Origin of the sequence: Microcoleus sp. PH2017_12_PCY_D_A (genome assembly GCF_020738565.1) — a bacterium.
In the GTDB taxonomy this organism is placed as follows: domain Bacteria; phylum Cyanobacteriota; class Cyanobacteriia; order Cyanobacteriales; family Microcoleaceae; genus Microcoleus.
In genome coordinates this window covers 20,677-45,820 of record NZ_JAEQCI010000041.1, presented here as the reverse complement: position 1 = coordinate 45,820, position 25,144 = coordinate 20,677, and the positions used below count along the sequence as shown (strand labels likewise).

Here is a 25,144-nt window from a genome sequence, read left to right as displayed (position 1 = left end):
GTTTTTGTGATTGACCGCCATAAGTAAGGTTTGTAGTGCGGACTTCAGTCCGCTCTCAAGTGGCGGACTCAAGTCCGGACTACGAACCGTTTTTGTGATAGTAATTTACCGGACATGATACGATACACTCGCCTACAAATAAATAAGCTGGCGTTAAGTGTTGTCTAAAAAACTGTATTAGTTTCTAGCCACCTGTGGGTACACAATTGAGATTTGAGATTTTCCCTCGCCACAAACCAGAGAGGAAATCAATTTAATTGCCAGATACATTTAACCAGCTTTCACCTCGGCTGCTGCTGTTTCTAAACTTGTCAGTTCGGCACTTTCTAACAAAGGTTGTTTAGCTTCTACCTCTGCTTTATAGCGTTCGATATCTTGTTGTAATTCCTGAATTTGCTGCTCTTTTTCGCGAACTTGGCGGATTTCTTGGCGAGAGGCGAGGGTTCGCTGCATTCTCGACCACAAACTGAACAGCCACGCTAAAACAGCTCCCAATCCGGTTGCTACAATGAGTTCTACGCACAGCGGAGCTTTAACTTGGACGCCTTTAATAATTTGAACGGTGGTCGGCTCTGTATTTTCGATGCTGAACAATACTAGAGCCAAGCAAATCAGAAAGATGAAGAAGAAATTTAGCGATCGCATTTTCTCTGTTCCTAATTCTCAATTCTGGTAAAGCAAATTGTTTGCTATTTGTCAACTATTTTTTGGCAGATGCTGCCTGTTGGTTTGATAATATCAAATCTGGTCAATTAATCATAATATCCGGGGAGGGGCGGGTTTGTGGGAACTCTGAGAGTTTATTGAACATATTAGTCAACCCGCCCTTACAGGACATCTCCTTTTTAGGTTGGGCTGATGTTTTGCTGTTTTTTACCGATTCCCAAAGCTGGCAATATTTGATATTTCACAGCAGTGCCCGCCGCCACAAATAAGGCAATAATCAGTGCTCCTATTCCTACGGGGCTCGGAATCCAGAATGTCGCCTCCAAATAGTTGACTTCTCCGGGTTTCAGCTTCCACACTAACTGCTTTCCCTGCTGATAGCTTTGGGGAACCAGCGCACCGGCGACAGTAGTTGAAATATTTTCGGCGCCCCAAGGCGTGTTCAAGCTAAAGTCTAGCTCCAAAAGTCCCCCCGGATTCAGCAGAGGACTGCCGTTGGAGGAAACCAGAGCCAGAGAGCGCAAATCCAATTCCAAACTTAACCGATTTCGCAGCGCCAATAACAAATTATTTTGCTTGACGCTCAGGTGAGATTCAAACTTGGGCAAATCGGTTTCTAGGGGACTTGCGGCGCGAGATTTGGCGGTTTGTGCGATCGGATTGTAGAATTTGTTGAACTTGTCTTCTAACTCGGCGCCATTATTGAAAGGAATCGTCACTAGAACTTCTCTCTCGGAAAGCCGTTTAGTTTTTCCGTCGAGCAATCTCGCCCGCTTTTCTACGCTTTTCAACCAATCTGCAACAGTTTCGCTGCTGAAGCTGGTCAACCTTTCCCCCAGTTTAATGTGCTGCACGATTGCGCCGCGAGTTTGACTGTCAAAGTTGACTCCGACATCGTACTGAACGCATCCAGTCACTAGAGTTAAAAGGCAAAAAACCAAAGGCAAAAGAAAGAAAAAATGCTTTTTCTTCTTCCCAGTTCCATCCTTGAAATTTTGCTCTTTCATCTTTATTCCCCTGTTTTTTCCTATTTGCATGAATTAGCAAAGCCACGTTTGTAGTGAGGACTTTAGTCCTCTGATTTTGCAGAGGACTAAAGTCCTCACTACAAACCTATTTTATAGCGCTCGATTCGTGACAGAAACAGTTTTTTTTTGCAAACCCAGGTTTGTAGTGAGGACTTTAGTCCTATCTAAATCAGAGGACTAAAGTCCTCACTACAAACCAAGAGGTGAGTATTAACATTTTGCTAGCAGCAGTGTCAGCCTCATCTAGCATTAACCGCACTGAACTTATTGCCTGGAAGCTACACCCAACTGTTGAAACAGCATACTCGGCAAATATGCGCCACCGCCTACCCATTCGGCTTCGGTACTTAAATCTGCCAAATTTTTAAAGGCTTCAAAAATGCTGCCTGCCACCATTGTATTCTTGACGCGACCGACAATTTTGCCTTTTTCTACTTTATAGCCTAAGTCCAAGTTGACCGAAAATTCGCCAGCTAACTGATTGGATTGACCGGCACCTAAAACTTGTTCTACTATGAGACCTTCGTCCATGCTAGCAATCAAGTCTTGGGTGCTGGTATTTCCTGGGGAAATGCAAAAGTTGGTCAAATCTGGGCCCGGGCGAGACAATCCGCCGCGAAAACCGTTACCGGTCGATCGTACACCGGCGCGGGCGGCCCACCTGCGATCCCAATAAAATCCGGTGACAGTTCCTTTGTCAATCAAGGTTTTGCGGGTGGTGGGCGTACCTTCGTCGTCGAAGGGACAAGCGGAAGGGCCCAAAGTTGGGTCTTCAAAAAAGGTGAAGCGTTCGTCAAATAAGGTTTCGCCGATTTTGTCGGCTAGGGGAGAGGCTTTTTGAACTACTGTTTGACCTGAAAGGATTGTATCAAAGAGGCTCCCTAGGGTGCTGGCGGCGGCTCTGGGGGTAAATAATACTGGGTAGGAACCGCTGGTGATGGTGGCTGGATGTTCGGCGAGGCGGTATTTTTCGAGGAGGGATTTCAGGATGCTGTTGGTGTCCAGGGGTCGATCGCGCGCAACATCGTAACTGTATGCTTGCATAAAGTCTTCTCCTTTTACCAAGTTGCCCGCGATCGTCCCGCTGACGATTTGGCTGCACCTTTCGGCGTACACATCTCGCGTCGTGGCAATTTTCACGCGGCCGTGGCGGACGTGAAAGCCCACATCTACCATAATATCGGGATTGTAGGCGTGGACTTGCTCGATGAGGTTTTTGCCGTTTTCGACTAATTCTTGGGTTGTGGGCGGAGTGTAGGTGGTTTCCGGGCCTTTTAGATGGAAGTCGGAGGCGAGTTCAAATTCTGCGGGGTCGCCGATTTCGGCTGTTTGAATCGCTGCATCTACTAAGTCGTCTAGCCGCGTTAAGTCTGTGGAACTAGCAAAGCCGATTTTGCCTTTGTAAATCAGCCGGAGTGCTACGCCTTGCAGTGCTTTGGTTTGCAGGGATTTGAGGCGATTGTTTTCAAATTCGATCGGCGTGTCTTGACTGGATAGATAATATACTTCAGCAGCATCCGCGCGCCCAGATGCCAATTTCAAAATCTGTTCTATAGTGGAATCGCTCACAATAATCGCCTTTGAGGTTGGTCTTTGTTCTATTTTAGCGATTTTGGGTGTGGCCAGAAACCGGGTTTTTTCCCAGAATATCGATACACCACCAAAAAGCTGCGAAAAACCCGGTTTCCTTAGTTATATGCGTGGCCAGAAACCGGGTTTTTTCCGAGAATATCGATCCACCACCGAAAAACTGCGAAAAACCCGGTTTCTTTGATTTTGGGTGTGGCCAGAAACCGGGTTTCTACGAGATTTTACGCATCCTCACGAGATATTCGTGAGAAACCCGGTTTCTCAATCCCGCGCGCAAACTTACGATCGATCTCCAGCCATCTGCTGAACTATAGCAATAATTTCTCTCACTGTCTCCGCGTCGGGCGATCGCAAATGCTGTAAAATCTCCAAAGATTGCTGTAAATAATTGAAAGCTTGGTCAAAATATCCCTGGGCTGCTAACAACTGTCCAAGCATTGCGAAAGTAGCAGCTTTCCCTTGAAGATTGCCAATTTTTTCCTCAAGTTCGAGTGATTCAGTTGGTGCAAAGTAGCAGCTTTCCCTTGAACATCGCCAATTTTTTCCTTAAGTTCGAGTGATTCTTGATAAAATGCGATCGCCTGTTCTACTTCCCCTTGATTCGCATAGATTCCTGCTAGTTGGTGCAAAGTAGCAGCTTTCCCTTGAAGATTGCCAATTTTTTCCTCAAGTTCGAGAGATTGTTGATAAAATGCGATCGCCTGTTCTACTTCCCCTCGATCGGCATAGATTATTGCTAGTTGGTGCAAAGTAGCAGCTTTCATCTTAATATCGCCAATTTTTTCGTGAAGTTCGAGAGATTGTTGATAAAATGCGATCGCCTGTTCTACTTCCCCTCGATCGGCATAGATTCCTGCTAGTTGGTGCAAAGTAGCAGCTTTCATCTTAATATCGCCGATGCGTTCAAAGATTTCCATAGCTTGCTGTTCTAAAGTAATTGCCTTTTCAATTTCGCCTAGATTGCGCTCAACAATTGCTAATTCATGTAAAATATTTGCCTTTACATCGCCTAAATTTTCATCATCCTTCGCCAAATTTAACGCTTGTTCTAGATAATATTTTGCTGTTTTATATTCACTCCGACTGCGATAAGCAATCGCCAAATCATTCAAAACTCTGATGCGAGTTTTCAAATCCTCTTGAGTTTGCTCGCGCCCATTCGAGGGAGTATATTCAATCAATAACCGTTTTAATAAATCGATCCGTTCCTGCTTTTCCGGTAACTCACAATTTGTAATTCCTTTACTAGCATCCAGAGTTTGAGAAATCGCATCATCTCTAGTATTTACAGGAGTTTTAAACACAAAAGTTCCCGAATTCCAGGCCCAGAAATCCGGCGCATAATTAGCAACTCGCGTAATCGCATAATCCGGCAAACAAAACAGCATGAGATGCCGCACCATAACCGGATAAGCATCTCGCACCCAATTAAAATCTACCAGCATCGGCGGATATTCTCCCGTCATCCCGATCGCATTTTCCACTCCCCGCACCATGAAAACCAACTTTTTGTCTGGTTGAACCTTAACTGTTGGCAAAACCTTCAGAATTTCGTCCAGCAAAAACCGCATATCAGGATCGGGAAAATCCCAAATCTCAAACTGCATCTCTTGACAATCGGGATGGTTAATCAATGCCTGAATAATCGCATCTCTATCCTTGGCAAAATTACTTTGGATAAATCCCAAATCAAAGGCATCGTCGGGAACAATATCGACAAATGTCAGCAATTCGTCAAAAGATTGTTGATTGAGTTCAACAATCCTTTGTCGGTATGTTTCAGGGATTTCCTTGAATTGATCTAAGGGCTTGTTGGAAAGCATAGCTTTGTTTTACGAGTGGGTTGACATAATTCCACCGACTACTTCCGTTGTACTCCAAAACGGAAAGATTGAATAATAACCTTTGTCCCATTGCATCTTTAGCAATATCTTTTTCGAGGCAAACCCGCGCTAAAGTTGTATAATATTCTGGTGTAGGAGTAGACCTTTCAAAGTCAAATTGCTGTTGATTTAAAGCGTAAGTGACATCTTCAGCCAAGATTTTAGCGTGTTTGCGAGTTGTAGCTGTCAGACAAGCCGATCGAGTTATTTGCATCAATTGTCGCACATGGCCACCACTGGCTTTTACCAAATCTAGCAACTGTTGTCGATCGGCAAATACCGCACTAACATCAACTCGTTGCTCGATCAAACTGGCAACTCCATCTAATTTTTGTTGATTATGACCTAGATCGCACTGACTGCGGTTAAATTCATAAATATTCACCATTGGCACGATGTTGAGATTGCTGTCAAACAAGTTGCTAACATTTTTGTCTGAATAAATCACCGAAATAGGCACTGTATAAATAATTGTAGAGTCTAGCCCTTGAATCTGACTGTTGTAATCAAAAAACAAATGGTTCCCAACTTCTGGACTAACCCGGTCTAAGTTATCAACAATTACCAAAAATCCCTTCTCATAGCGGTCTGGATATTTGCGTCTGAGCTTATCAAAAGCGTCTTTAAACAACAGATTTATATCTGTCAGCAAGCGAGATGTATTGCGTTTAAGAGTTTCACGAATCACCTGTTTTTGTTGACTAGAACCTCGAATTTGACCGATCAATTTTGCGGTCAACTTAGAAATAAACGGAATTTCTGCACCTCCACTTGCTTCGGTTTCGATACTGACGGAAGATTGAACAGTTTCTTCTGTTTCTTTAGTGACTTCTTTAAACCACGATTCAAAACTTTTTAAGATTTCTGGGTCAAACTTCAACCGTAGTTTAGTTAAATCATCGGTTAATTGTTTGATTAAAAGTAAATATAGATCGGTATATTCGGTATCATTAACATCTAGTTCCAGATCGAACTCTATATAAATCACCCGATATTCATTTTCCCACCGCGACTGAATCCGTTTTAATTCTGTACTTTTGCCACATCCCCGATGTCCGGTAAACAAAATCGTGTTAAATTCCCCTGGATTTTGAAACTCCAGTTTAGTGCTGACAAGTTCTATAGCTTCTGTGTTGCGTACTGCGGACAAATCCACATAATATCGCGCGATATCATCACCCATGAGAGGCTTGACATCGCAAGCGCGGTAAGCTTCTTTGAGTGTTTTGGCGCGGTTAGCTGGGAGTGAAGTCATCGGATTGTAGATTGTAGATTGTAGATGGAACTCACAGTCGGTTGCGATCGCGTGCGATCGAGACATGGAGCTTTTTAATTCCTATTGTAACTCATATCTCACACTATGCTCTATAATTGTAATTCGCACTGTTTAAAAACATAGTTAACGGCCGCAAACAGTCGCTCTAAATCCTGAATTGTGTAGAAAATTTTATTTTGAGTAAACATTTCTAATTTGAGCTTGCCAAACTGCCACATTGCTCCATTAGAAACAATCCCAAAGATGGTTTGTTCTGATTCATTGTTCAGTCGCTGTACGGCGATCATTTCTGCTAAACACTGTCCCCATCCTTCATCAAAGGCGCTCTCTTTCTTGGCTTCAACTAAGATGAAATAGGGCTTATCAAAAACTACAGTACCAAGGGTGGAACGCTTTGCCAATATATAATCTGGAATTCCTGACAGATTCTCGTTATAGACTAAGGTTTGGTGACTCCAGATGAGAAAATTACTGCGATAATTTTTCCAAACTTCTTTCAAAACTGGATAGATGATATTTTCACAAATGGCGATTTCTGAGTTGTCAAATACTCCTTCATTGAAAATCAATTCTAACTCATTCCGAAAAATATCGCTGACTGCAAGTTCTGTTTCGACAATGAAGTTATCCCGCAGGTAATTAATCTGGAATTCCTTGGCGACAGCGCTGATACTTTTATGATCGATAAAAGCCATTGCTTAACTTCTCTCATTCCTGGACGCAAAAAATGGTTTTATCCGCTATTGGTAAGGTGCGTATTGCGCACCCTACAGATAGAGTTTGTGCGCAATGCGCACCCTACAGATAGAGTTTGTACGAATGAAAAAAATGATTAATAACTAATAAACAAGCCGCCTAAAATCAAAACTATTGCAATTAACGCCACCCAAATAAACCGATTATCCTTCGTATTAACCTGACTCAAGTCCACAGGTTCGGCTACAACTGGCTTGGGTTTTGCGTACTTGATATCGGCGTTGGGATTGGCTTGAAAATTGATTGATTTATTGTCATCCAAAGCTGCTAAATCGGGGATTTTTACTGTCCATTCGTCAGGAATACTGAGTTTGGGGGCTTCGAGAATGAACAGCAGGCGCTTTGCTTGCTGGCGCGTTTCTTGGCGGGGATGGCGGGTGAGTTTGCGGCAAAGCTCGATCGCCCTTGCTGTATCGCCAGAGGCTTCGTAGGCTGTCACCAGCCACATCTGCACCTCGCCGCCCAGCCGGGAAGTGCGATCGACCAAACCTGTCGCCGTTTCTAAACTTTGGATAGCTTGACCGTAGCGGCCGCTCTCAAAAGCTACTCGACCAGCTTGGTACTCAGTTTCAACTATTTCTAACTTTTCTGAAGTCACCAGCGCCCACCCAATTGACAAATATTATTTTCCCAAATTCCCCAAACCCTAGAATTCGCTGTTGTTTGACGACCTATTCGATTCTGCATCCCGTTTAGAATCCAATAGTTCAAATCGGTCTACTTTAATGATAGGGTTCGATCTGTTGGCTCCAGTGTTGCGATCTTGCCAGCGCTCGAACTTCAACGAACCCTTGACAGCAATCAACCTACCCTTGCGAATATAGTCAGCAGCTACTTGGGCATCCTTGCCCCACAGTTCCAAATTGAACCAGTCTGGCTGATCGCCGTTCTTGGATGTGCGGTTGACTGCTAGCGTCAACTTGCACTTAACTGTACCAGACTGAAAATACTTCACGTCCGGGTCGCCGCCGACGCGGCCGACTAAAGTCACAACATTAAGACTCATAAATTTTTTCGGGAATGTGCTCGATTGGTGATGTAGTTAAAATCTCCCTGAACGGCGAGATCCTCCAAAATTAACTTGGAACAGCGCGAATCAGGGCTTCATCCTGATTTTACACCCACTTACCAGAACATATTTATTGTGGATGATTGGCGAGCCTGAATTCAACATATGCTCGACAATGTACATTTCTGACTAGACTCAGGATGAAAAACGTAATAGAATCCACCTCGGTTACACTTTTGTAACAACATTATTGCACACATTAGTATTTTAGTTTTGGGGGGGTACAAATCAGTGGGTCTTCTCAATCGATTTTCCTTATCTAGAGATATGGGTATCGACCTCGGTACTGCTAACACGCTTGTTTATGTATCCGGCAAAGGTATTGTTCTGCAAGAACCGTCCGTAGTGGCGATCGACCAAGACTTGAAAATACCGCTGGCTGTCGGAGAAGATGCTAAAAAAATGCTCGGGCGCACGCCCGGGAACGTCATAGCACTGCGCCCGCTGCGCGACGGGGTAATCGCCGACTTCGATACTGCCGAACTCATGCTCAAGACTTTTATCCGCAGGGTTCACGAAGGCAAAAGTTTGGTTTCGCCCAGGATCATTATTGGCATCCCCAGCGGTGTCACCGGAGTCGAGAGGCGGGCTGTCATTGAGGCGGCTACTCAAGCCGGTGCTAGAGAAGTACGGTTAATTGATGAACCTATCGCGGCGGCGATCGGGGCTGGACTGCCTGTGGCTGAGGCGACGGGCAATATGATTATAGATATCGGTGGGGGTACGACGGAAGTTGCGGTTTTGAGTTTGCAAGGTACGGTGATCAGCGAGTCAGTCCGGGTAGCGGGCGACGAACTCAATGAGGCGATCGTCCAATACATGAAAAAAGTTCACAATTTGGTCATCGGCGAACGCACTGCTGAAGAAATTAAGATTCAGGTGGGTTCTGCATATCCAACTACCGAAGATGACGACGCGATCATGGAAGTGCGGGGCTTGCACTTGCTCTCCGGTCTGCCGCGAACTGTTACGATCAAAGGCCCTGAAATTCGCGAAAGTATGTCGGAACCGCTTTCAGTAATCGTGGAAGCCGTCAAGCGTACTTTGGAACGCACTCCCCCGGAATTAGCAGCAGATATTATTGACAGAGGAATTATGCTGGCCGGCGGCGGGGCGCTGATGAAAGGTTTAGATACTCTGATCAGTCACGAAACAGGAATTGTCACTCACGTGGCCGCAGATCCTCTGTGCTGCGTGGTTTTGGGAACCGGTAGGGTCTTGGAAAACAAACAGTTGGAACGGGTTTTCAGCGGGCAGTCGTCGCGCAATATGTAGTTAACAAATTTGGGATTTTGGATTTAGAACTAGGGCTGCCATCTAAAATCTAAAATCCTGACATAACAATTTTACATTACTGAGATTATGCTAAAAAACACACTCCGCAGGTGGTGGGATCTGCGTCTACAAATTGCTCTTTTAGGTTTAGCTGTAACAGCCGCTTGGGGAGTTCGACAAACACAAGGTGCTGCACTATTTGAAGCTTACAATTGGGTGTCTCGTCCGTTTCACGCCAACGGCTCAGGGCAAGAGCAGCTCATCTCGGCGCGCACTCGAGAATTGCAAGCGCAGCTATTAGAATTAGAAACTCAAAATCAGAAGCTAAAAGAGCTTTTAGGTTACGTTTCTGCGAAGAAACCTAAAGGGATTGTCGCTCCTATTGTCGGCCGCAGTGCTGACCACTGGTGGCAGCAAGTAACTTTGGGGCGTGGCAGTAATGATGGCATCAAACCAGATTTTACTGTCATGGGCCCCGGCGGTTTGGTAGGTCGGGTTGTCAGCGTTACTCCTAATACTAGCTTGGTGCTGTTAGCTAGCGACCCTACGAGTAAATTGGGTGTGGGAATTACCCGCAGTCGCAACATGGGTTTTATGCACGGGAAAGGCGGAAATCAGGCTGTGATGGAGTTTTTTGATAATGTTCCCAATGTCAAGCCTGGAGATCTGGTTTCAACTTCTTCTTTCAGTCAGTTATTTCCTGCTGGTTTGCCGGTGGGAAAAGTGGTTTCGGTGGATCTGAATAAAACTCCGGCTCCGGAAGCTATTGTTGAGTTTTCTGCACCGATGAATTCTCTGGAATGGGGGGTGGTTTACCCCCACGATAAGCAAGCCGAACTCAAGGCTTCGCAGGGTGAATCTTCTGCACCGTCAGGGGGAGCAAAGCAGCAATGAAGCGTTTACCTCGGATGTCTTCGCGATCGCGCCAATTTCTCAACTTCGGCGTTACATTTGTTTCTGTGATGCTCTGCATACTGATATTGCCCACCCGGATGCCGGGAATGGAATTGTTGGGAATTAGCCCGAATTGGCTGTTAATTTGGTTGGTAGCTTGGAGTATTAAGCGGAAGCGTACTGTTTGGGGAGCTGCTAGCATGGGTATGGCTTTGGGGTTTCTTCAAGATGCGATGACTGCTCCTCATCCCACCCACGCTGTCAGTCTAGTTGTTGTCGGTGTTTTAACTGTGGTTTTGCAGAAAAGCTGGTCGATTCCGGCTGATATTGTTGAGAGAGATCCGATTCCGATCGCCTTAATTGTGTTTGGGATGGCGGTGGTGGCGGAAACGGTGATGGGGCTGCAATTTTTCGCTGTGGGCGATCGGGCTTTACTGGAAATTTGGAGCTATCACCAGCGAGTGGCTTTGTGTTCTGCTATTCTCAGCAGTCTTTGGGCTCCAGTGATTTATTTTCCCCTGAATCGCTTGTGGGAAATGACCAGGAAATTAGAAAAATCTTAGTCAGTAGTCATCAGTTATTAGTTAGCTAATTGGGACTTACATACGGGTGGAACGGTTTGTAGTGAGGACTTCAGTCCTCGGATTTTTATGAGGACTGAAGTCCTCACTACAAACCTTTTGAATGGTGGTCGTTCTAGCTGAAATGATATATTAGTTAACTCTGAATTGTAGTCAGTCAACTATCACTTGTTGCCCCGAACCTAATAAGTGATGAACGGCAATAATCAAGTCACTAAGAATGAAATTCGGCTGGTGCTTTTGCAGTTGATAGCGGCTGCGAATGCCGCAGGTAACGGCAATTGTAGGTATTCCCAATGCTTGTCCGGCGAGGATATCTGCTTCGGTATCTCCTATCATCCAAGCCGAGTTTAGGGATGACTCAAATTCTTCTGCAACTTCCGCCAACAATTCGGTTTTTAAGGCTGTATAGTTGTGATAGGCGGCATCTGTCATCTGAGTGCCGCGAATGCTGGTAAACAGTCTGGCTAAACCGTAATTTTGCAATAGTTGAACGGCTTGATTTCTCGGCCGCAAGGTGACTAAAATCAGCCGCACGCCGCGAGAATGCAAAAGTGCGATCGCCCACTGCACTCCCGGCTGGATGCGATCTAAGTGCAACAAGTCTGGCTGATTGACAATCCGACTCACGCATCCGAGAAAAATGTGAATTTCTTCTCCCGACAAGCCGGAACTTTTCGCTATTTCAGTATCGGGCACTCGGTTTTGTTTCATTTGCCAAAACTGCTGTTTGCTGAGTATGTGGAGTTTGAGGTTGATTCCTCGCGCGTCGCAGGCTGCTTGGGTGTCGGCTAATCCCTGTTGGTAGGTTGTGTAGTAGCGATCGGACACATCGACGATCGGCCCGTCTAAATCGCAAAATACCGTCATCCGGGGGGACGAGTCAGCCTCTGATGGTAGCTTGTACTGAAGGTTTTCGGAGTCTGGGGCAACGGCAGTTAACATATAAGGTTAAGTAAATCAAGGATAACGATACATTTCTTGACTTTACCAAGAATTCTATAAGTTATAATACAGAATTTCAAGCTAGATTATTAAAAAAACCTATTAAGATTTTGATGAGAGATGTCGAAAAGGGCGATCGATCCGGCTGGCGCCTCCATAAAATCAACGCAAAAAGTGATTTTTGCCGCTGTTGATATGTGCTTTAGCCATTAAAGTTTAGAATTAAGTTTTTAGTCTTGTGTAATTTACCCATGCTCAAACAAAGCGATTTTGTTAGGAATTCGGACACTAATCGAGTAGAAGTGCTTTCCGAAGCACTACCTTACATCCAACACTTTGCGGGCCGCACGATTGTGGTCAAATATGGCGGTGCGGCGATGAAAGATAGCAATCTCAAAGACAAAGTTGTTCGGGATATTGTGCTGCTAGCTTGCGTGGGGATGCGTCCGGTTGTGGTTCACGGCGGCGGCCCGGAAATTAATATTTGGTTGGAAAAACTGGGAATAGAGCCGCAATTTAAGGATGGCTTGAGAGTGACTGATGCCGCGACGATGGAAGTCGTAGAAATGGTTTTGGTGGGAAAAGTAAATAAGGAAATTGTTTCGTTAATCAACCAAGCTGGTGGCAAAGCAGTGGGATTGTGCGGCAAGGATGCGAATCTAATTCAAGCTCGTCCTGATGGCCGGGAAGGAATTGGGTTTGTGGGTGAAGTTAGCGGCGTGAAAATCCAGATTTTGGAGTCTTTGGTGAACAGCGGTTATATTCCCGTCGTGTCGAGCGTGGCGGCGGATGAACACGGTCAATCTTACAACATTAATGCTGACACAGTGGCGGGGGAAATTGCGGCTGGTTTGGGAGCAGAAAAGTTGATTTTGATGACTGATACTGCGGGAATTTTGGAGGATTATCACAAGCCGGAAAGTCTGATTGCTAAGTTGGATATTCAGGAAGCGAGAGAGTTGGTTGAGTCGGGAATTGTGTCTGGGGGCATGATTCCAAAGGTTAATTGTTGCGTGCGGAGTTTGGCTCAGGGCGTGAAGGGCGCTCACATTATTGACGGGCGAATTCCTCATGCTTTGCTGCAAGAAATCTTCACGGATGCGGGGATTGGCTCGATGATTGTTGCTTCTGAGTTTAGCGGGGCCAAGTTAAGGCATAAGTAAAGCGTAAATTTTATTTTGGGGCGGGTAAGTGAAGTCGTAAACCCTTGCTTTACCCGTCCTAATAATCGCTTTTAAGTTTCCCAGTAGGACTTGTGGGCAATATTGTTGAAGTGTATGATACGGGAAAGGAATGTCAGTATTTAGTCGAGTTTGCTGATAGTCAAGATATTAAATATGGCTATTTTAAAAGCCGATGAAAGTTTTGTTCTGCAATATGAACTTGCAGTTGCTTAGGAATGTGAGGGGAATAGAAGTTCGATAAAGGCGATCGCACTTTCGGACAATAAGGGCGATCGCTCGTGTGAGATTTAGGATGGGATAGGGGCGATCGCGACCAAATAGTAAAATAAGCTTAACAATTGAAAAATGAAACTATAGGTTATGTTAAAATGTACTCAACAAGATCGCTTTTGCACCATACCGCACGGAACTCAGTGCCATGTCTATTTCCAAACCTAAAAAGCAACAGTCTTTAAAACCGATTAATTCTGCCGATATTCAAATGCGGGCGATCGCCTACAGTTTAGATGCTTTAATTCCAGGGCTCTACATTTGGCTGGGTGCGCTCAAAATTCGGATTGGGGGTAGTTTGGCAGAAGAAAGTTATCCGGGGACAATTCACAGTCCAATTGGCATTGCTTTAGTATTTCCAGGCTACCGCATCTACAGCACTTACCAAGGTAGCTATGACCCTTGATAAGCATTGGATCTTGACGGCATCGCTCAAATTACTGCAAAAACTTTGCCTTCTACAGAATTTGAGTTACTTCTATTGACAGCAGGCTACGGTAAAATTGGTACGGCTCCGGCTCAAGGAAATCGACTAAAAGTGTGGTGGACTCATTCTACTTTTAGACGCATTGAAGCTATTTATAGTGCTGATGGAACTGTTGCTATTACTGCTTATCACGTTTAGACTTGTAGCTAAACAAGGCTAGAAGTTTTTATTGACTCTTTTGATAAGAGAGCGATCGCACTTTCGGACAAAAAGGGCGATCGTCCTTTGGGATTTGGGATGGGATAGGGGCGATCGCACTTTCGGACAGTAAGGGCGATCGCTCGTGTGAGATTTAGGATGGGATAGGGGCGATCGCGACCAAATAGTAAAATAAGCTTAACAATTGAGACTAATTAGAGGTGAGCAAGAGTTATAATGAAACTACCCAATGGCGATCGGGCCGAAGTTTCTCTGCAAAAGCTGGTCGGCTACTGCTTAAATCCAGAGCATTCTCATGGAAAACACAAAGCTAGAGTCTTTGCATCGGTTTTGGGAATTACGGCTAATAATGCAGAAGTTTTGCGAGAGCTTATTCAAAAAGCAGCCATTGAAGGTGAAGTTGTCCAAGAAAATACTACTGATTTTGGGCAACAGTTTAAAGTTGATTGGACTGTACCCGATACAGCGGGGATTGAGCTTCGGACAATCTGGGAAATTACTTCGACTAATTCTAACCCTCGTTTGATTTCAGATTTCTTAAACCATGATAAAAAACTTTAGACTTTTGGATTCTGTTGCGATTCTACAGCCTGTTTCAAATACGCGATTAACGCTAGTGGAACCGGAATATGAATCTGTTTCTAGTTTGCCAGTAGGACTTGTGGGAACTATTGTTGAAGTGTATGATACGGGAAAGGAATGTCAGTATTTAGTGGAGTTTGCTGATAGTCAAGGGATTGAATATGCTATGGCTATTTTGAAAGCAGATGAGATTTTAGTTCTGCAATATGAACTTGCAGTTGCTTAGTAATGTGAGCGGAATACAAGTTCGATAAGGGCGATCGCACTTTCGGACAATAAGGGCTCTCGCCCGCGTGAGATTTAGGATGAGATAGGGGCGCGATCGCACTTTCGGACAAAAAGGGCGATCGCTCTTTAATAAAAGCAACAATTGCGCTACACCCAAAGCATTATGAGACTGCTTTGAGATATTGCGTTACAGGCTTCAAATCGATGTCATCATTGGAAGTCAGTATTTTAAATAGATGGCGTCCGATGCCGGCTGCAATCAAAGCTTCTAGATCGCGATCGAGCTTTAACCAGTCCCCATAAATACCGACAAACTGAGTTACACAAGCTAAAGATTCATCTTTCGGGTCATTGACTCCCGTGTATTTGTACTGAATATCAAAACCTGCTTTTTCACCAATTTCTTCGATATCCCAGTCTACAAGATTAAGATCGATCGCTTCAACGGCCAGGGCAATATGACCGGGCGGTATGGGGTGAAGAGGTTCGCAGCACCAGCCCTCAGAATGATTCCAGACACTCTTACCAACTGATTCTCGAATTTTCATGTATTTTCCCTCACTGAAAGTGGTAGCGAAACCAGGCTTTATAGTTAAATAAGCTTAACATTTGAAAGGTGAAAATTAGGTTATGTTAAACTACAACTAGCCAGATGGCGTTTTAGTGTAAGTTATACTCAAGATTAATGTGTCCGGTTAATTTCCCATGACTACACAATCTGCTTCGCGTTATGTCGCACGTCACCCTGGAATCTTACAAGGGAACCAATTATCGCAGGAACGAGAACTTCTGTTCGTGCGATCGTGGAATTGTGGCGTTTAGGTATTACTCCTGAAGAAATCCCGATGCACTTACCTCATCTGAAATTAGCTCAAATTTTTGATGCACTGAGTTTTTATTTGGATAACCAGGAAGAAATAAATACTTATATTGAGCGCAATCGAATTCCCGAAGAATTGATTCATCCTGCTGTGAAAGCTGCCATGAAAAAACTGTGAAACTATAATTTATTTGTTATACTTTAGGCATAATGCTAGTTTGTAAGTCAGATGAACACGATCGCGATCGCCCTTTCAGATGAACGCCTAATAAAATTACAACAAGTCGCGAACAACTTAAATGTCTCGATAGAAGAGTTAGTTTTAATAGGCATAGAAAACTTACTCGCACAGTCAGAAGTTTCTTCACAAAATACCGCTCTAAATATTCTCAACAAAAATGCTGAAATCTCCCCTGAGATAGTTGACAAATTTTATGCACTAGCCTCGGATTGGGAGGAAGATGTTGCTGGACTGTCTTCAACTGCCCAAATGTCTCAGCATCCTGCCTATCAGGAAATTATTAGTATGGGAACTCAAATCCTACCGCTGTTGCTATCAGAATTGAAAAAAAATCCTGTTTACTGGTTGTCGGCTTTGGGTGCAATTACGGGTGAAAATCCGATTAAACCAGAACAAAGGGGAAGGATAAAACAGATGGCTTCAGCTTGGATTGAGTGGGGTAGAAATCAAGGCTACGCGATTGAAGAGAATGTATAGAAGACCAGAATTTGAATTTAAGTGGCCGAATTTGTCTCGCACAGATTATCAAGTTACTAGCCCCAAATCTCAAGAATATAACTGCTTTGCATGGGCTGCTGGGGAAGACGATCGTTGGTGGCAACCTATACCAGGAGAGCAATTTTATTGGCCTGAAGGCGTGCCGCAAGAGGAGACTCTAGAAGCGTATATTCAGTCTTATCAAACCCTCAGATATGAAATTTGTATTGGCGATCGATTAGAAGTTGGATATCAGAAAATAGCAATATATGTTGATTCCAACGGTATTCCAACTCATGCAGCCAGACAATTAGCTAATGGTAAGTGGACAAGTAAACTTGGCTGGTTGGAAGATATCGAACACGAACTTGATGGATTGACAGGCGACAGGTATGGAGTTGTCGGTCAAATTCTCAAACGTGCGGTAAATTAGGAAAGCCCGATCGCACTTTCGGACAATAAGGGCGATCGCACTTTCGGAAAAAAAAGGCGATTCCTAGGGGATAGCTACCCTTCGGGAACGCTTCGCGAACTCACGCGCTTACTTTGGTAGTAATGTCGGTAATTTCTTTGCTATACTTAAAGCATCGTCCTAGAGCGTTTAAAAGGAGCAACAGTGTCAGCAAAAGATTACTATCATCCAGTTGTGAAACAGGCACTTGTTAAAGCTGGCTGGCAAGTTACTCACGATCCATTATTAGTGAAATGGGCCAAGCGAAAACTCTTTGTCGATCTCGGAGCCTAAAAACTGATTGCTGCTGAAAATAATCAGTCTAAGATAGCTGTTGAAGTTAAAAGTTTTATCAGTGATTCTAAAATTTTAGATTTAGAGAAGGCTTTGGGACAATACATTCTTTATCAGAAAATTTTAGAACAAACGGAACCGGAAAGAACGCTCTATCTTGCCATACCTGTGATGTCTTTTGAAGAGCTTTTTATTGAAGATAAATTTGCCGATATTTTATTGGTCGATAATAATTTGAAGTTGATTGTTTTTAATCCACAAACGGAGGAGATTGTGAAATGGATACAATAGCAGATTGCCGCCAGATTGTCAAAGGAATTATTAATGAATACTCAGGTTTTTTTGATTCTGAAAGTGAGGTACAAAGTCAAGTAATTTTCGATTTAGAAAACGATTGCTATATGTTACTATCGATCGGATGGTTTCAGGGGAGAAGAATTCACGATTGCGTCATACACATGGATATTATCGACGGTCAAGTTTGGATTCAAGCGAATAATACCGATCGCTCGATCGCTGAAGAATTAGTAGCGGCGGGCATTCCTCCTCAATTAATTGTTTTGGGACTTCAACCGCCAGAAGTAAGAGCTTATACAGCTTATGGTGTAGCAAATTCAATACACTCTCAAGAATTATTGCAAGTGAGTTAAATTTGGACGAAAAGAGCGATCGCACTTTTGGTTATTTGGGGAAAAGGGCGATCGCACTTTGGGAAGAAAGAGATATCGCCCGCGTGAGATTTGGGATGAGATAGGGGCGCGAGATCACTTTCGGACAAAAAGGGCGATCGTACTATTGATGGAGTTTCAGTGCTACACTAAAATTACAGCATTGTTCGGTGGCAATTGCGTCATACCCTACTTGCACGAGGAAAATACATGGTAACTACGCTCGAAATTGACAAAACTCTTCTTCAAGAAGCCCTTGATTTGAGTAACCATCCAACACCTACTACATTAATCGAAGCGGCTTTACGCGAGTACATCCAACGTCGCAAACAATTAAAAATATTGGAATTGTTTGGTACTATTGAATACGATGAAGATTATAACTACAAGCAACAGCGACAAACAACATGAATGTTCTTGTTGATAGTTCCGTTTGGTCGCTGGCCTTACGGCGCAACACGACAAATGATGCGATCGCGATCGTTAATGTGCTGCGCGATTTGATTGCAGACGGACGAGTTGTTTTACTGGGGGCGATTCGTCAGGAGGTGCTTTCTGGGGTGCGTTACAAGGAACAGTTTGCTCGATTGCAAGAGTATCTTCGTGCTTTTCCTGATTTAGAGCTAACAACTGAAGATTATGAGTTAGCCGCAGAGTTTTTCAATACCTGTCGCAGTAATGGTGTTCAGGGTTCAAATACTGATTTTCTGCTATGTGCTGTTGCTCATCGTCGCGGCTACAGCATTTTGACTACTGATAAAGATTTTGAGAATTTCCGATCGCACATTCCTGTCGTATTGCTATGAGGGTGATTTCTCAGTTTATATCTTAACTTGGGGAATGCCGATCGCACTTTCGGACAGTAAGGGTGAGATCCCTTTGGGATTCGGGATGGGAAAGGCGATCGCACTTTTGGACAAAAAGGGCGATCGGACTTTTGGAATGAAAGGGATCTCGCCCGCGTGAGATTTGGGATGGGATAGGGGCGATCGCTTTTGGAATGTAAGGGCAGGCAAGATGCCAGCCCCACAACTCATATTTTATCCAAAACGCAGGGATGAATCTGTAAGGGGAACGATGAATGTAGCGCTCTGAACAGTCGCTGGTGTCACATTGAGAACATTGCCTAAAATGTCGCCGTTTGCTAGTTGGATAACAGTGTTGACACCAACAGCATTAAAACGGAGTTCGCTTGAGGAAATGTTGCCTGCGATCGCAATTCTATCGCCTTGACTAAAATCAGTAATTCGATCGGCTAAATTAAAATCACGTTTTCCCGCTTCAGAATTAGCGATCAGAATAAACGTATCCGATCCGCTACCGCCTGTGAGAGTATCTGAACCAATATCGCCTACCAGAATATCGTTCCCATCACCTCCAATTAAAATGTCATTGTCTCGGCCACCTCGCACAAAATCATTACCTGATCCACCTTCAAGGGTATCGCTGTCTCTACCACCGCTGAGGATGTCATTCCCATCCTCTCCAAAAATCCGATCTTCATCTTTGCCACCACGCAGCAAGTCATTGCCAGCAGCACCTCTCAAACTATCTGCACCGGTGTTTCCGTTGACTACATCATTAGCAGATGAGCCGAGAATAGTATCATTTCCGTCCAAGGCAAGTACACCGCCGCTTGGACTTGTGGTCAAACTCGAAAGCGATAAATTTAGAAAATCATTGCCTGCGGTTAATCTCACTAGGTTTCCATTAGCTGCGCCTGCTGCTGCTGAGTTAGATAGGCTATCAAAAGCGTTCAGCAAGCTAGACTCATTGATAATGAAACCAGTAGGAATAGATGTATCTCCTGGCACTGAATCTGGTGGTTCTGGCGCTACTGGATCTGGGGGTTTTGGGGGTACTGGGGGTTTTGGGGGTACTGGGGGTTTTGGATCTGGCGGTGTAGGATCTTGAGGCGAGGGAACCCCTGGTGGCTGCGGTGCAGGTGTTCCCGGCGCTGGTGCTGGAGGTATCAGTTCAGGTATTGGTTGAGGTGTTGGTGTCGGTGTTGGTGTTGGTATAGAAGCACTGCTGATTGAGGGTTCGCCTGTAGGGTCGCTTTCCTCACCAACCCACATCACCGCGTATCCTTTATAGATGCCGACTCCTAAAGCCTTCCACTGCTTGTTTTGCCAAATGTTTTGATTGAGGATAACGGCATTGTGTAAAGGACTATTTTTCCAAGCGTTTAAGGTATTTTCTGCTGTGGCGACAAACCCCCCAGAGCCTCCGAAAGCGTTTTCATAACCATTTCCCGGATAGCCAGTATTAAGCCGCTGGGGAGCTTTCCACATATTAGACCAAGTTTTGGAATCGTTGCCATCATAGGGAGCGTCACTCCAGGAATGAGTGAGACTACCAATGTTTTCTGTTATGTCTTGGACGTGGCGATTAGCAACGGTAGTCAGTGCCTTGGATTTTGGTATGGGTGGCAGCCCATTTTGAGCGCGGTATTGATTGATTAAGTTGATTAACTTAACTTCTTCTGACTCTAAACCGTCCTGCGGTGAAGAGGCGTAGATATTTACTGTCATATTGAACAAACCTACTTCTGTGTAATTTTTTTTGATAGTTCCTCTATTTAGGTGTCTTTAGCTCTGAGCCAAGATGTCTAAACTTCCAAACTGTCTATAGTTTTATCGGTTCGATCCTGCGATTTTTATGCAAAATATCATTTGTTGTTACACAACTTTACTTTTCGGGTCTTGGGAGATGTCAATCTTGGGGATAATGAAGGTCGATCGCCCTTTATGTTGAGCGGGGCGATCGCTATTAATTAAGGAAGGCTTCTGAAGAAAACATTTTCAGTTAGAACACTTTGAGCTACTCCAGAGACAACTGCCAAATAGTTGTTACCCTGTTTAATAGCCGTAGAAGTGACAGGAGTATCCCCGTCAAGCCGTAAACTAACAGATTCAAACGTAAGAGTAGAAAATGTGATTCCTTCGGTCAAACCAAAGCTATCTCCAGAGCGGAAATCTGTAATGACATCGGCTTTATCGATCGAGGTAGCAGTCGAATCTAGTATTAAGAGAAAGGCATCATTGCCGTCGCCGCCTGTGAGAATGTCTTGACCGCGATCGCCATTGAGTACGTCGCTGCCAGCCCCGCCGATGAGGATATCATTTCCTTGACCGCCCAACATAACATCGTTACCATCTCCTCCAGTCAGAGTGTCGTTGTCATTGTTTCCTCTGAGGAAGTCGTTGCCAGCACCGCCATCAATGAAGTCTGAACCTTTGCCGCCCAAAAGGATATCGTTGCCGCCGAGTCCGATTAGTCGGTCTGCACCTTGATTGCCGTTAATGGTGTCAGCATCGTCTGTACCTGTGAGAGAGTCACTGCCAGAAAGACCTGAAATTCCTAAACCGATCGCAGCTCTTGGGATTGCCGTGTCAGAATTATCTGTTAACAAGTAAAATCCAGACCCGCTAAGATTTTGGGGTAGCCCTGTCGGATTGCCATCGCCTGTAGCATTTGGTTTGGGTGTTGCGATCGATACTGGTGCCGGAGTTGGTGTCGGAGTCGGTACAGGCGCAGGTATTGGAGTTGGTGTCGGTGCTGGTGCTGGAGTTGGTGTCGGAGTCGGGACAGGGGCAGGTATTGGAGTTGGTGTCGGTGCTGGTGTCGGTACTGGTACTGGAGTTGGTGTCGGAGTCGGGACAGGTGCAGGTATTGGAGTTGGTGTCGGTGCTGGTGTCGGCGCGGGTGCCGGACTAGGTGTAGGTATTGGTGCCGGAGTAGGTGTCGGTGTCGGATCTTGCGGTGTTGGCACGACCGGGGGTGGTGCTCCAGGGCCTGGTGATTTTATGGGTGGTGGTTCTGGTGGCAGTGAAAGAGATATTTCTGGAAGGGGTGCGACCACTGGAACGTTGTTGCTGAGACCCGTAGCAGAATCAGTTAATATCTGACGTACTTGCTGTGGAGTCAGGCTAGGATTTGCACTCAGCATTAAGGCTGCAACACCTGCAACATGAGGTGCAGCCATTGATGTACCATTTTTTAAACCGTATTTTTCAGTAGGTTTAGTAGGTAAAGTTGAATAAACTTGTACTCCGGGCGCAACTACATACGCCATCTTGTTATCTGAGCCGGCCAGATTGGAAAAATTAGCAATCTCTTTGTTTATATTTACAGCACCTACAGCGATGCCATATTGAGTGGCATAGCCCGCAGGAAACCCAGGCGAAGGTAGACCATTACCCTTCTCATCTCCATTTCCAGCACTACTGACAACAACAACATTTTTACTAGCTGCATAGGCTATGGCTTCTTGCAATGCAGAATATCCTTCCCGACCCACACCCAGGCTCATATTGATGACATTGGCACCCATATCAGCCGCGTAGCGGATTGCATCGGTTAAAGATCCAGCAGTTTCTGGCACAAACTTTGTTACAGGTTTTGTTCCTCCGTTAGGTTGTGGTTCGTCCGTGGTTATCGTGTCTGCCAACCTAATCGGCATGATTTTGGCATTATAGGCGACACCGCTGATACCTAAATTGTTATTTGCAGCGGCGATCGTACCAGCAACATGAGTGCCGTGAACTTGCCCACGATCATTAGTACCTGGTCTAACATCATTGTCACCTTTTGGGTTAAGGCGCTTACCAAAATTCCAACCGTTAATATCATCAATTTTGTCATTACGATCATCATCAATGCCATTACCTGGAATTTCCTTGGTATTAATCCAAATATTATCTTTAAGGTCTTCGTGTTCGATGTCCACACCACTGTCAATGACAGCAACAACAATTCCCTTACCTGTAAATTCCCTTGCCCAAGCTTCGGGAGCCTTCACTAGATCGTTGCCCCAACTATTGCCGCCCAAGTCTGGGACATCTGGAAAGGTGGGTTGTCCAGTTGCACTGGCAACTGCTGTTGCTGCATTCACCAAGCCATAGCCAGAGGTCGTGTTAAACTGTGATGTCATTTTGTATCCTTAATTTTCTGCAAATAGTGGTTGGATGGCTTGATATGCCAGTTTTGTTCTATAACTGTTAGTAGAGCAAGGGTGCGATCGCACTTTCGTTATTGAATTCCGGCGTGAAAAAATTAGACACGTTATTTCCTCGTGTTGAATCGGGACAAGTACAGAGACTTACCGCGTGTTTGCTGGTATTAAATAAATGATTTCTTGTCAAAAACGATCGCGCCCATTACTGACTCTGAGTATTCCTACTCGGCGTCTCACCGCTTCAACAAACTCAACTATGCCTGATGTATGTAACAATACAGTAAGTACAGCTAGCACACAACTAACAAACGCTAGCAATTTCGGTTATGCTAACGTTAGCCACATCTCACCGCACCCGAAAATGGCCTCAAAAGAAGACTTATTTGCCGAAGCCGCGAAACACTGGGACTTAGAAAGGCTGTACCAAGCTTTTGCAGAAGCTAAACGGCAAATCTCTCCCCGATCGCGCAGAGGACTCACAGACACTGAAAAGCTTTATCTCCGAGGACTGCTTTCCGGTTGCAGTCCCGCCGAAATAGCTAAAAAAATGTTTCAGACTCCGAAAAGTGCAGAGGTTTATCTGTGTAAAACTTTATACCAATATGTTAAAAAACTCGCAGATTTACCCAACGAACCTGTGGGAAATTGGAGAAATGTTTGCGATCGGCTACAGGAAGCAGGATTTAAAACTTTGTCTTCTTCTGAATTTAAACTAAATAATTCTATACCTACAGAAGCATTAGTAAAAATAGTTGGTATAGGTGTGATTGAGAAAAATACAATATCAATTGATATTAATATTCGACTAGAATTCCCCTCAACTTCAGAAACTCCGAAAACCGAAGACTTGGATCAAAAAGACTAGATGCCCGATCGCCCAACCCAAACAAATCCCACAAACAAATCAACCCTCTCTTCTCTTCGTCCGCGCACCATCCGGACATCGTTTGTATCGCCGCGGTTTCAACCGCCGAGGCTTCCTCGATCTACTATCAAAAAACATCAAGAATCGCCCGATCGCACTTCCTCAAAATCTCCCGCATCCGCCGGCAAACCAGAACCCTCGCCATTCCTCAACCTGGGCGATTCCCCATTACCCGCACTCGCAGCGTAACCCCCAGAATACCTGTCATCCAAACCCGAATCCCTCAGCGAAATCGCACCTCTTTGACTCGCCGACAATCGATCGGATCGGCGATTTGTCCCAGAAATCGGCGGCTTCCGAGTTAAAGTTTTCCAAGCAGCCTTAATCCCCGTCACCACGCTGCGAGTTGTCACCTGCACATTTTGCGCCTGCTTCTTCGCGCTACCAATACTGCGATCGACTTGCTTGACAACCTCCCCCGCACTTTGCACTCCATCGCTGACATCATCCGTCAACTCGCTAATTTCCAGCCCCGTCAACCGAATCGCCTCCAAAGTCGGCGGAAACTCGCGCGAAAGCGTGTCAGCGAGCTTTTCCACGCTGCGGGCTGCCCTTGCTAGCGCTTGCACCGCAGGTATTAAAGTCACTAAAACAGCAGTTAGGCTAACCGCCACTAGCAAAATCGAAAGTCCTAGCCAGAATATAGGATCGCTCACTTGAATCTCGGATTTAGGGTTGGGGATTTCACGTCATTTAGCGGATGGGCGCAGCGGCGGACTCACTTCGGCTTCAGTTTCCGACAGTGTTTGACGTTCGCGCTGAGTCGCTTCTAAGCCCGCTGCGATCGCCTCCTTCAATCTAACCAAAGTTTCGTCCCAATTTCGCAGTGCAGTCTCCGAAAGTCGATCGGCTTGCAATTGGACGCTAGTCGATAAATCCTCCGCCAACTCCGGCAAAGCATCGGCAGATTTTTTCAATATCTGCCGCGTCTCCTTGCCCGTTCGCGGTGCCATCAGCAACCCAGTCACGGCCCCGATCGCAGAACCCACCAACAGACCGCCAATAAATAATCCCGAACGTTTAGTTGACATTTTTATAACTTCTCTCCATACAATTTTAGGATAGCTTACCTCAAAGGTCGTGAAGCGAAGCTATCCCGTAGGGAATCGCGCCTGCGCCAAAGCATCCGCCCCAAACCCAGCAATCCCAAAAGTTGCTGAACCTGTTGCAGTTGCAATTCCAGTTGTTGGTAATCCCGCCGTAATTGGTGAGCACCTTGCTGCCTTTTCGCAAAGAAATTCGGCGATTTTGCGAGGACATTGCTGCTACAGCGATCGATTGCTGCGATCCGAACTTCAAAACGCGCGATCGTCCGTCTGATTTTCCACACTCTCGCAGCTATATAAAAACCGATCACAGATATCATTAAATTGATAATTACAACAGCCGTCAGCATTTCTTACCTATTTTCAATTATTAACATATTCCGCTGTTT

Annotated in this window: 31 protein-coding genes and 2 pseudogenes; 16 read left to right on the top strand and 17 right to left on the bottom strand. The window is 45.0% G+C overall.

Going from position 1 to position 25,144, the window contains the following annotated elements; genetic code table 11:
* Nucleotides 1-270: 270 nt before the first annotated feature.
* From JGK39_RS13150 to JGK39_RS13110, 9 genes are all read right to left on the bottom strand, one after another.
* The gene (locus tag JGK39_RS13150; protein WP_293181822.1) at nucleotides 271-645 is read right to left on the bottom strand and encodes a LapA family protein; all 375 of its coding nucleotides are present in this window, start codon (nucleotides 643-645) and stop codon (nucleotides 271-273) included.
* 200 nt (nucleotides 646-845) lie between these two features.
* Nucleotides 846-1,673, bottom strand: coding sequence for a DUF3153 domain-containing protein (locus tag JGK39_RS13145; protein ID WP_293253666.1), 828 nt, complete (start codon nucleotides 1,671-1,673; stop codon nucleotides 846-848).
* Between the two features lie 285 nt (nucleotides 1,674-1,958).
* Nucleotides 1,959-3,263 carry a TldD/PmbA family protein gene (locus JGK39_RS13140; protein ID WP_293253669.1) on the bottom strand — a complete coding sequence of 435 codons (1,305 nt, stop codon included), beginning with the start codon at nucleotides 3,261-3,263 and terminating at the stop codon, nucleotides 1,959-1,961.
* A gap of 300 nt (nucleotides 3,264-3,563) precedes the next feature.
* Nucleotides 3,564-3,722, bottom strand: coding sequence for a hypothetical protein (locus JGK39_RS13135; RefSeq protein ID WP_293322215.1), 159 nt, complete (start codon nucleotides 3,720-3,722; stop codon nucleotides 3,564-3,566).
* Nucleotides 3,704-5,107 carry a tetratricopeptide repeat protein gene (locus JGK39_RS13130; RefSeq protein ID WP_293322212.1) on the bottom strand — a complete coding sequence of 468 codons (1,404 nt, stop codon included), beginning with the start codon at nucleotides 5,105-5,107 and terminating at the stop codon, nucleotides 3,704-3,706. The genes JGK39_RS13135 and JGK39_RS13130 overlap by 19 nt, the downstream gene beginning before the upstream one ends.
* Nucleotides 5,064-6,488 (bottom strand): P-loop NTPase fold protein, encoded by a 1,425-nt coding sequence (locus JGK39_RS13125; protein WP_293296607.1) that lies wholly within the window; start codon nucleotides 6,486-6,488, stop codon nucleotides 5,064-5,066. Before JGK39_RS13125 ends, JGK39_RS13130 begins: the two co-directional genes overlap by 44 nt.
* A 44-nt stretch (nucleotides 6,489-6,532) precedes the next feature.
* Nucleotides 6,533-7,138 carry a hypothetical protein gene (locus JGK39_RS13120; RefSeq protein WP_293296605.1) on the bottom strand — a complete coding sequence of 202 codons (606 nt, stop codon included), beginning with the start codon at nucleotides 7,136-7,138 and terminating at the stop codon, nucleotides 6,533-6,535.
* Nucleotides 7,139-7,275: 137 nt separating this feature from the next.
* Entirely contained in the window at nucleotides 7,276-7,797 is a 522-nt protein-coding gene (locus JGK39_RS13115) for a tetratricopeptide repeat protein (RefSeq protein ID WP_293253931.1), read from the bottom strand.
* A gap of 48 nt (nucleotides 7,798-7,845) precedes the next feature.
* Nucleotides 7,846-8,205 carry a single-stranded DNA-binding protein gene (locus JGK39_RS13110; protein WP_293296603.1) on the bottom strand — a complete coding sequence of 120 codons (360 nt, stop codon included), beginning with the start codon at nucleotides 8,203-8,205 and terminating at the stop codon, nucleotides 7,846-7,848.
* 330 nt (nucleotides 8,206-8,535) lie between these two features.
* On the opposite strand from JGK39_RS13110, the gene JGK39_RS13105 reads away from it, so the two are divergent.
* The 3 genes from JGK39_RS13105 (at nucleotide 8,536) to mreD (ending at nucleotide 11,000) form a co-directional block, all read left to right on the top strand.
* Nucleotides 8,536-9,543 carry a rod shape-determining protein gene (locus JGK39_RS13105; RefSeq protein ID WP_293153998.1) on the top strand — a complete coding sequence of 336 codons (1,008 nt, stop codon included), beginning with the start codon at nucleotides 8,536-8,538 and terminating at the stop codon, nucleotides 9,541-9,543.
* Nucleotides 9,544-9,630: 87 nt separating this feature from the next.
* Nucleotides 9,631-10,437 carry a rod shape-determining protein MreC gene (mreC, locus tag JGK39_RS13100; protein WP_293253684.1) on the top strand — a complete coding sequence of 269 codons (807 nt, stop codon included), beginning with the start codon at nucleotides 9,631-9,633 and terminating at the stop codon, nucleotides 10,435-10,437.
* Nucleotides 10,434-11,000: a rod shape-determining protein MreD gene (gene mreD, locus JGK39_RS13095; protein ID WP_293296601.1), complete on the top strand. Its 567-nt coding sequence runs from the start codon at nucleotides 10,434-10,436 to the stop codon at nucleotides 10,998-11,000. The genes mreC and mreD overlap by 4 nt, the downstream gene beginning before the upstream one ends.
* A gap of 171 nt (nucleotides 11,001-11,171) precedes the next feature.
* On the opposite strand, the gene JGK39_RS13090 is transcribed toward mreD, so the two are convergent.
* Nucleotides 11,172-11,963, bottom strand: coding sequence for an HAD family hydrolase (locus JGK39_RS13090; RefSeq protein ID WP_293253690.1), 792 nt, complete (start codon nucleotides 11,961-11,963; stop codon nucleotides 11,172-11,174).
* Between the two features lie 251 nt (nucleotides 11,964-12,214).
* Here JGK39_RS13090 and argB point away from each other — a divergent pair, with 251 nt between their 5' ends.
* The 5 genes from argB (at nucleotide 12,215) to JGK39_RS13065 (ending at nucleotide 14,871) form a co-directional block, all read left to right on the top strand.
* Nucleotides 12,215-13,126, top strand: coding sequence for an acetylglutamate kinase (argB, locus tag JGK39_RS13085; RefSeq protein ID WP_293253693.1), 912 nt, complete (start codon nucleotides 12,215-12,217; stop codon nucleotides 13,124-13,126).
* A 439-nt stretch (nucleotides 13,127-13,565) separates the two neighbouring features.
* A complete protein-coding gene (locus JGK39_RS13080) occupies nucleotides 13,566-13,823 on the top strand; it encodes a hypothetical protein (RefSeq protein ID WP_293253696.1) in 258 nt (85 codons plus the stop codon).
* A gap of 45 nt (nucleotides 13,824-13,868) precedes the next feature.
* Complete coding sequence (locus tag JGK39_RS13075; protein WP_293253699.1) at nucleotides 13,869-14,042, top strand: hypothetical protein; 174 nt, start codon at nucleotides 13,869-13,871, stop codon at nucleotides 14,040-14,042.
* A gap of 237 nt (nucleotides 14,043-14,279) precedes the next feature.
* On the top strand, nucleotides 14,280-14,624 hold the full coding sequence (locus JGK39_RS13070) for a DUF6883 domain-containing protein (RefSeq protein WP_293296600.1): 345 nt from the start codon (nucleotides 14,280-14,282) through the stop codon (nucleotides 14,622-14,624).
* A complete protein-coding gene (locus JGK39_RS13065; RefSeq protein WP_106146425.1) occupies nucleotides 14,608-14,871 on the top strand; it encodes a DUF4926 domain-containing protein in 264 nt (87 codons plus the stop codon). Before JGK39_RS13070 ends, JGK39_RS13065 begins: the two co-directional genes overlap by 17 nt.
* A gap of 163 nt (nucleotides 14,872-15,034) precedes the next feature.
* Here the strand turns inward: JGK39_RS13065 and JGK39_RS13060 are convergent, their stop codons facing one another.
* Nucleotides 15,035-15,421, bottom strand: coding sequence for a hypothetical protein (locus JGK39_RS13060; protein WP_293296595.1), 387 nt, complete (start codon nucleotides 15,419-15,421; stop codon nucleotides 15,035-15,037).
* 157 nt (nucleotides 15,422-15,578) lie between these two features.
* Between JGK39_RS13060 and JGK39_RS13055 the strand changes: the two are divergent.
* From JGK39_RS13055 to JGK39_RS13025, 7 genes and pseudogenes are all read left to right on the top strand, one after another.
* A pseudogene (locus JGK39_RS13055) lies at nucleotides 15,579-15,871 on the top strand (DUF433 domain-containing protein).
* Between the two features lie 51 nt (nucleotides 15,872-15,922).
* Nucleotides 15,923-16,411 (top strand): hypothetical protein, encoded by a 489-nt coding sequence (locus JGK39_RS13050; protein ID WP_293296593.1) that lies wholly within the window; start codon nucleotides 15,923-15,925, stop codon nucleotides 16,409-16,411.
* Nucleotides 16,404-16,844 (top strand): hypothetical protein, encoded by a 441-nt coding sequence (locus JGK39_RS13045; RefSeq protein WP_293296591.1) that lies wholly within the window; start codon nucleotides 16,404-16,406, stop codon nucleotides 16,842-16,844. The genes JGK39_RS13050 and JGK39_RS13045 overlap by 8 nt, the downstream gene beginning before the upstream one ends.
* Nucleotides 16,845-17,027: 183 nt before the next feature.
* Nucleotides 17,028-17,447 (top strand): annotated as a pseudogene (locus JGK39_RS13040) (element excision factor XisH family protein).
* The gene (locus JGK39_RS13035; protein ID WP_293296589.1) at nucleotides 17,435-17,806 is read left to right on the top strand and encodes a XisI protein; all 372 of its coding nucleotides are present in this window, start codon (nucleotides 17,435-17,437) and stop codon (nucleotides 17,804-17,806) included. The pseudogene JGK39_RS13040 and the gene JGK39_RS13035 overlap by 13 nt, the downstream one beginning before the upstream one ends.
* 228 nt (nucleotides 17,807-18,034) lie before the next feature.
* Nucleotides 18,035-18,235 (top strand): type II toxin-antitoxin system VapB family antitoxin, encoded by a 201-nt coding sequence (locus tag JGK39_RS13030; RefSeq protein WP_293253702.1) that lies wholly within the window; start codon nucleotides 18,035-18,037, stop codon nucleotides 18,233-18,235.
* Nucleotides 18,232-18,630, top strand: coding sequence for a PIN domain-containing protein (locus JGK39_RS13025; protein WP_293296587.1), 399 nt, complete (start codon nucleotides 18,232-18,234; stop codon nucleotides 18,628-18,630). The genes JGK39_RS13030 and JGK39_RS13025 overlap by 4 nt, the downstream gene beginning before the upstream one ends.
* 15 nt (nucleotides 18,631-18,645) lie before the next feature.
* On the opposite strand, the gene JGK39_RS13020 is transcribed toward JGK39_RS13025, so the two are convergent.
* The 3 genes from JGK39_RS13020 to JGK39_RS13010 form a co-directional block, all read right to left on the bottom strand.
* Nucleotides 18,646-18,861: a hypothetical protein gene (locus JGK39_RS13020; protein WP_293322209.1), complete on the bottom strand. Its 216-nt coding sequence runs from the start codon at nucleotides 18,859-18,861 to the stop codon at nucleotides 18,646-18,648.
* A 3-nt stretch (nucleotides 18,862-18,864) separates the two neighbouring features.
* The gene (locus JGK39_RS13015; protein WP_293296583.1) at nucleotides 18,865-20,358 is read right to left on the bottom strand and encodes a CAP domain-containing protein; all 1,494 of its coding nucleotides are present in this window, start codon (nucleotides 20,356-20,358) and stop codon (nucleotides 18,865-18,867) included.
* 242 nt (nucleotides 20,359-20,600) lie between these two features.
* Nucleotides 20,601-22,760: a S8 family serine peptidase gene (locus JGK39_RS13010; RefSeq protein WP_293296581.1), complete on the bottom strand. Its 2,160-nt coding sequence runs from the start codon at nucleotides 22,758-22,760 to the stop codon at nucleotides 20,601-20,603.
* 280 nt (nucleotides 22,761-23,040) lie between these two features.
* On the opposite strand from JGK39_RS13010, the gene JGK39_RS13005 reads away from it, so the two are divergent.
* Nucleotides 23,041-23,649 carry a DNA-binding response regulator gene (locus tag JGK39_RS13005; protein WP_293296579.1) on the top strand — a complete coding sequence of 203 codons (609 nt, stop codon included), beginning with the start codon at nucleotides 23,041-23,043 and terminating at the stop codon, nucleotides 23,647-23,649.
* A gap of 137 nt (nucleotides 23,650-23,786) precedes the next feature.
* On the opposite strand, the gene JGK39_RS13000 is transcribed toward JGK39_RS13005, so the two are convergent.
* The 3 genes from JGK39_RS13000 to JGK39_RS12990 are packed head-to-tail and all read right to left on the bottom strand — an operon-like array spanning nucleotide 23,787 to nucleotide 25,105.
* Nucleotides 23,787-24,365 (bottom strand): DUF948 domain-containing protein, encoded by a 579-nt coding sequence (locus JGK39_RS13000; protein ID WP_293253720.1) that lies wholly within the window; start codon nucleotides 24,363-24,365, stop codon nucleotides 23,787-23,789.
* Between the two features lie 33 nt (nucleotides 24,366-24,398).
* Nucleotides 24,399-24,740, bottom strand: coding sequence for a YtxH domain-containing protein (locus tag JGK39_RS12995; RefSeq protein ID WP_293296577.1), 342 nt, complete (start codon nucleotides 24,738-24,740; stop codon nucleotides 24,399-24,401).
* Between the two features lie 35 nt (nucleotides 24,741-24,775).
* On the bottom strand, nucleotides 24,776-25,105 hold the full coding sequence (locus tag JGK39_RS12990; RefSeq protein ID WP_293253726.1) for a hypothetical protein: 330 nt from the start codon (nucleotides 25,103-25,105) through the stop codon (nucleotides 24,776-24,778).
* Nucleotides 25,106-25,144: the final 39 nt, after the last annotated feature.

Bases quoted from the DNA above. Each gene is read 5' to 3' on its own strand.
- JGK39_RS13030 (WP_293253702.1), top strand. From the start codon at position 18,035: ATGGTAACTACGCTCGAAATTGACAAAACTCTTCTTCAAGAAGCCCTT.
- JGK39_RS13105 (WP_293153998.1), top strand. From the start codon at position 8,536: ATGGGTATCGACCTCGGTACTGCTAACACGCTTGTTTATGTATCCGGC.
- JGK39_RS13015 (WP_293296583.1), bottom strand. From the start codon at position 20,358: ATGACAGTAAATATCTACGCCTCTTCACCGCAGGACGGTTTAGAGTCA.
- JGK39_RS13060 (WP_293296595.1), bottom strand. From the start codon at position 15,421: ATGAAAATTCGAGAATCAGTTGGTAAGAGTGTCTGGAATCATTCTGAG.
- JGK39_RS13080 (WP_293253696.1), top strand. From the start codon at position 13,566: ATGTCTATTTCCAAACCTAAAAAGCAACAGTCTTTAAAACCGATTAAT.
- JGK39_RS13125 (WP_293296607.1), bottom strand. From the start codon at position 6,488: ATGTCTCGATCGCACGCGATCGCAACCGACTGTGAGTTCCATCTACAA.
- JGK39_RS13035 (WP_293296589.1), top strand. From the start codon at position 17,435: ATGGATACAATAGCAGATTGCCGCCAGATTGTCAAAGGAATTATTAAT.
- JGK39_RS13135 (WP_293322215.1), bottom strand. From the start codon at position 3,722: ATGCTTGGACAGTTGTTAGCAGCCCAGGGATATTTTGACCAAGCTTTC.
- JGK39_RS13130 (WP_293322212.1), bottom strand. From the start codon at position 5,107: ATGCTTTCCAACAAGCCCTTAGATCAATTCAAGGAAATCCCTGAAACA.
- JGK39_RS13150 (WP_293181822.1), bottom strand. From the start codon at position 645: ATGCGATCGCTAAATTTCTTCTTCATCTTTCTGATTTGCTTGGCTCTA.
- JGK39_RS13010 (WP_293296581.1), bottom strand. From the start codon at position 22,760: ATGACATCACAGTTTAACACGACCTCTGGCTATGGCTTGGTGAATGCA.
- JGK39_RS12995 (WP_293296577.1), bottom strand. From the start codon at position 24,740: ATGTCAACTAAACGTTCGGGATTATTTATTGGCGGTCTGTTGGTGGGT.
- JGK39_RS12990 (WP_293253726.1), bottom strand. From the start codon at position 25,105: ATGCTGACGGCTGTTGTAATTATCAATTTAATGATATCTGTGATCGGT.
- JGK39_RS13005 (WP_293296579.1), top strand. From the start codon at position 23,041: ATGCCTGATGTATGTAACAATACAGTAAGTACAGCTAGCACACAACTA.
- JGK39_RS13050 (WP_293296593.1), top strand. From the start codon at position 15,923: ATGAACACGATCGCGATCGCCCTTTCAGATGAACGCCTAATAAAATTA.
- argB (WP_293253693.1), top strand. From the start codon at position 12,215: ATGCTCAAACAAAGCGATTTTGTTAGGAATTCGGACACTAATCGAGTA.
- mreC (WP_293253684.1), top strand. From the start codon at position 9,631: ATGCTAAAAAACACACTCCGCAGGTGGTGGGATCTGCGTCTACAAATT.
- JGK39_RS13045 (WP_293296591.1), top strand. From the start codon at position 16,404: ATGTATAGAAGACCAGAATTTGAATTTAAGTGGCCGAATTTGTCTCGC.
- mreD (WP_293296601.1), top strand. From the start codon at position 10,434: ATGAAGCGTTTACCTCGGATGTCTTCGCGATCGCGCCAATTTCTCAAC.
- JGK39_RS13070 (WP_293296600.1), top strand. From the start codon at position 14,280: ATGAAACTACCCAATGGCGATCGGGCCGAAGTTTCTCTGCAAAAGCTG.
- JGK39_RS13090 (WP_293253690.1), bottom strand. From the start codon at position 11,963: ATGTTAACTGCCGTTGCCCCAGACTCCGAAAACCTTCAGTACAAGCTA.
- JGK39_RS13145 (WP_293253666.1), bottom strand. From the start codon at position 1,673: ATGAAAGAGCAAAATTTCAAGGATGGAACTGGGAAGAAGAAAAAGCAT.
- JGK39_RS13110 (WP_293296603.1), bottom strand. From the start codon at position 8,205: ATGAGTCTTAATGTTGTGACTTTAGTCGGCCGCGTCGGCGGCGACCCG.
- JGK39_RS13065 (WP_106146425.1), top strand. From the start codon at position 14,608: ATGATAAAAAACTTTAGACTTTTGGATTCTGTTGCGATTCTACAGCCT.
- JGK39_RS13120 (WP_293296605.1), bottom strand. From the start codon at position 7,138: ATGGCTTTTATCGATCATAAAAGTATCAGCGCTGTCGCCAAGGAATTC.
- JGK39_RS13020 (WP_293322209.1), bottom strand. From the start codon at position 18,861: ATGAGTTGTGGGGCTGGCATCTTGCCTGCCCTTACATTCCAAAAGCGA.
- JGK39_RS13025 (WP_293296587.1), top strand. From the start codon at position 18,232: ATGAATGTTCTTGTTGATAGTTCCGTTTGGTCGCTGGCCTTACGGCGC.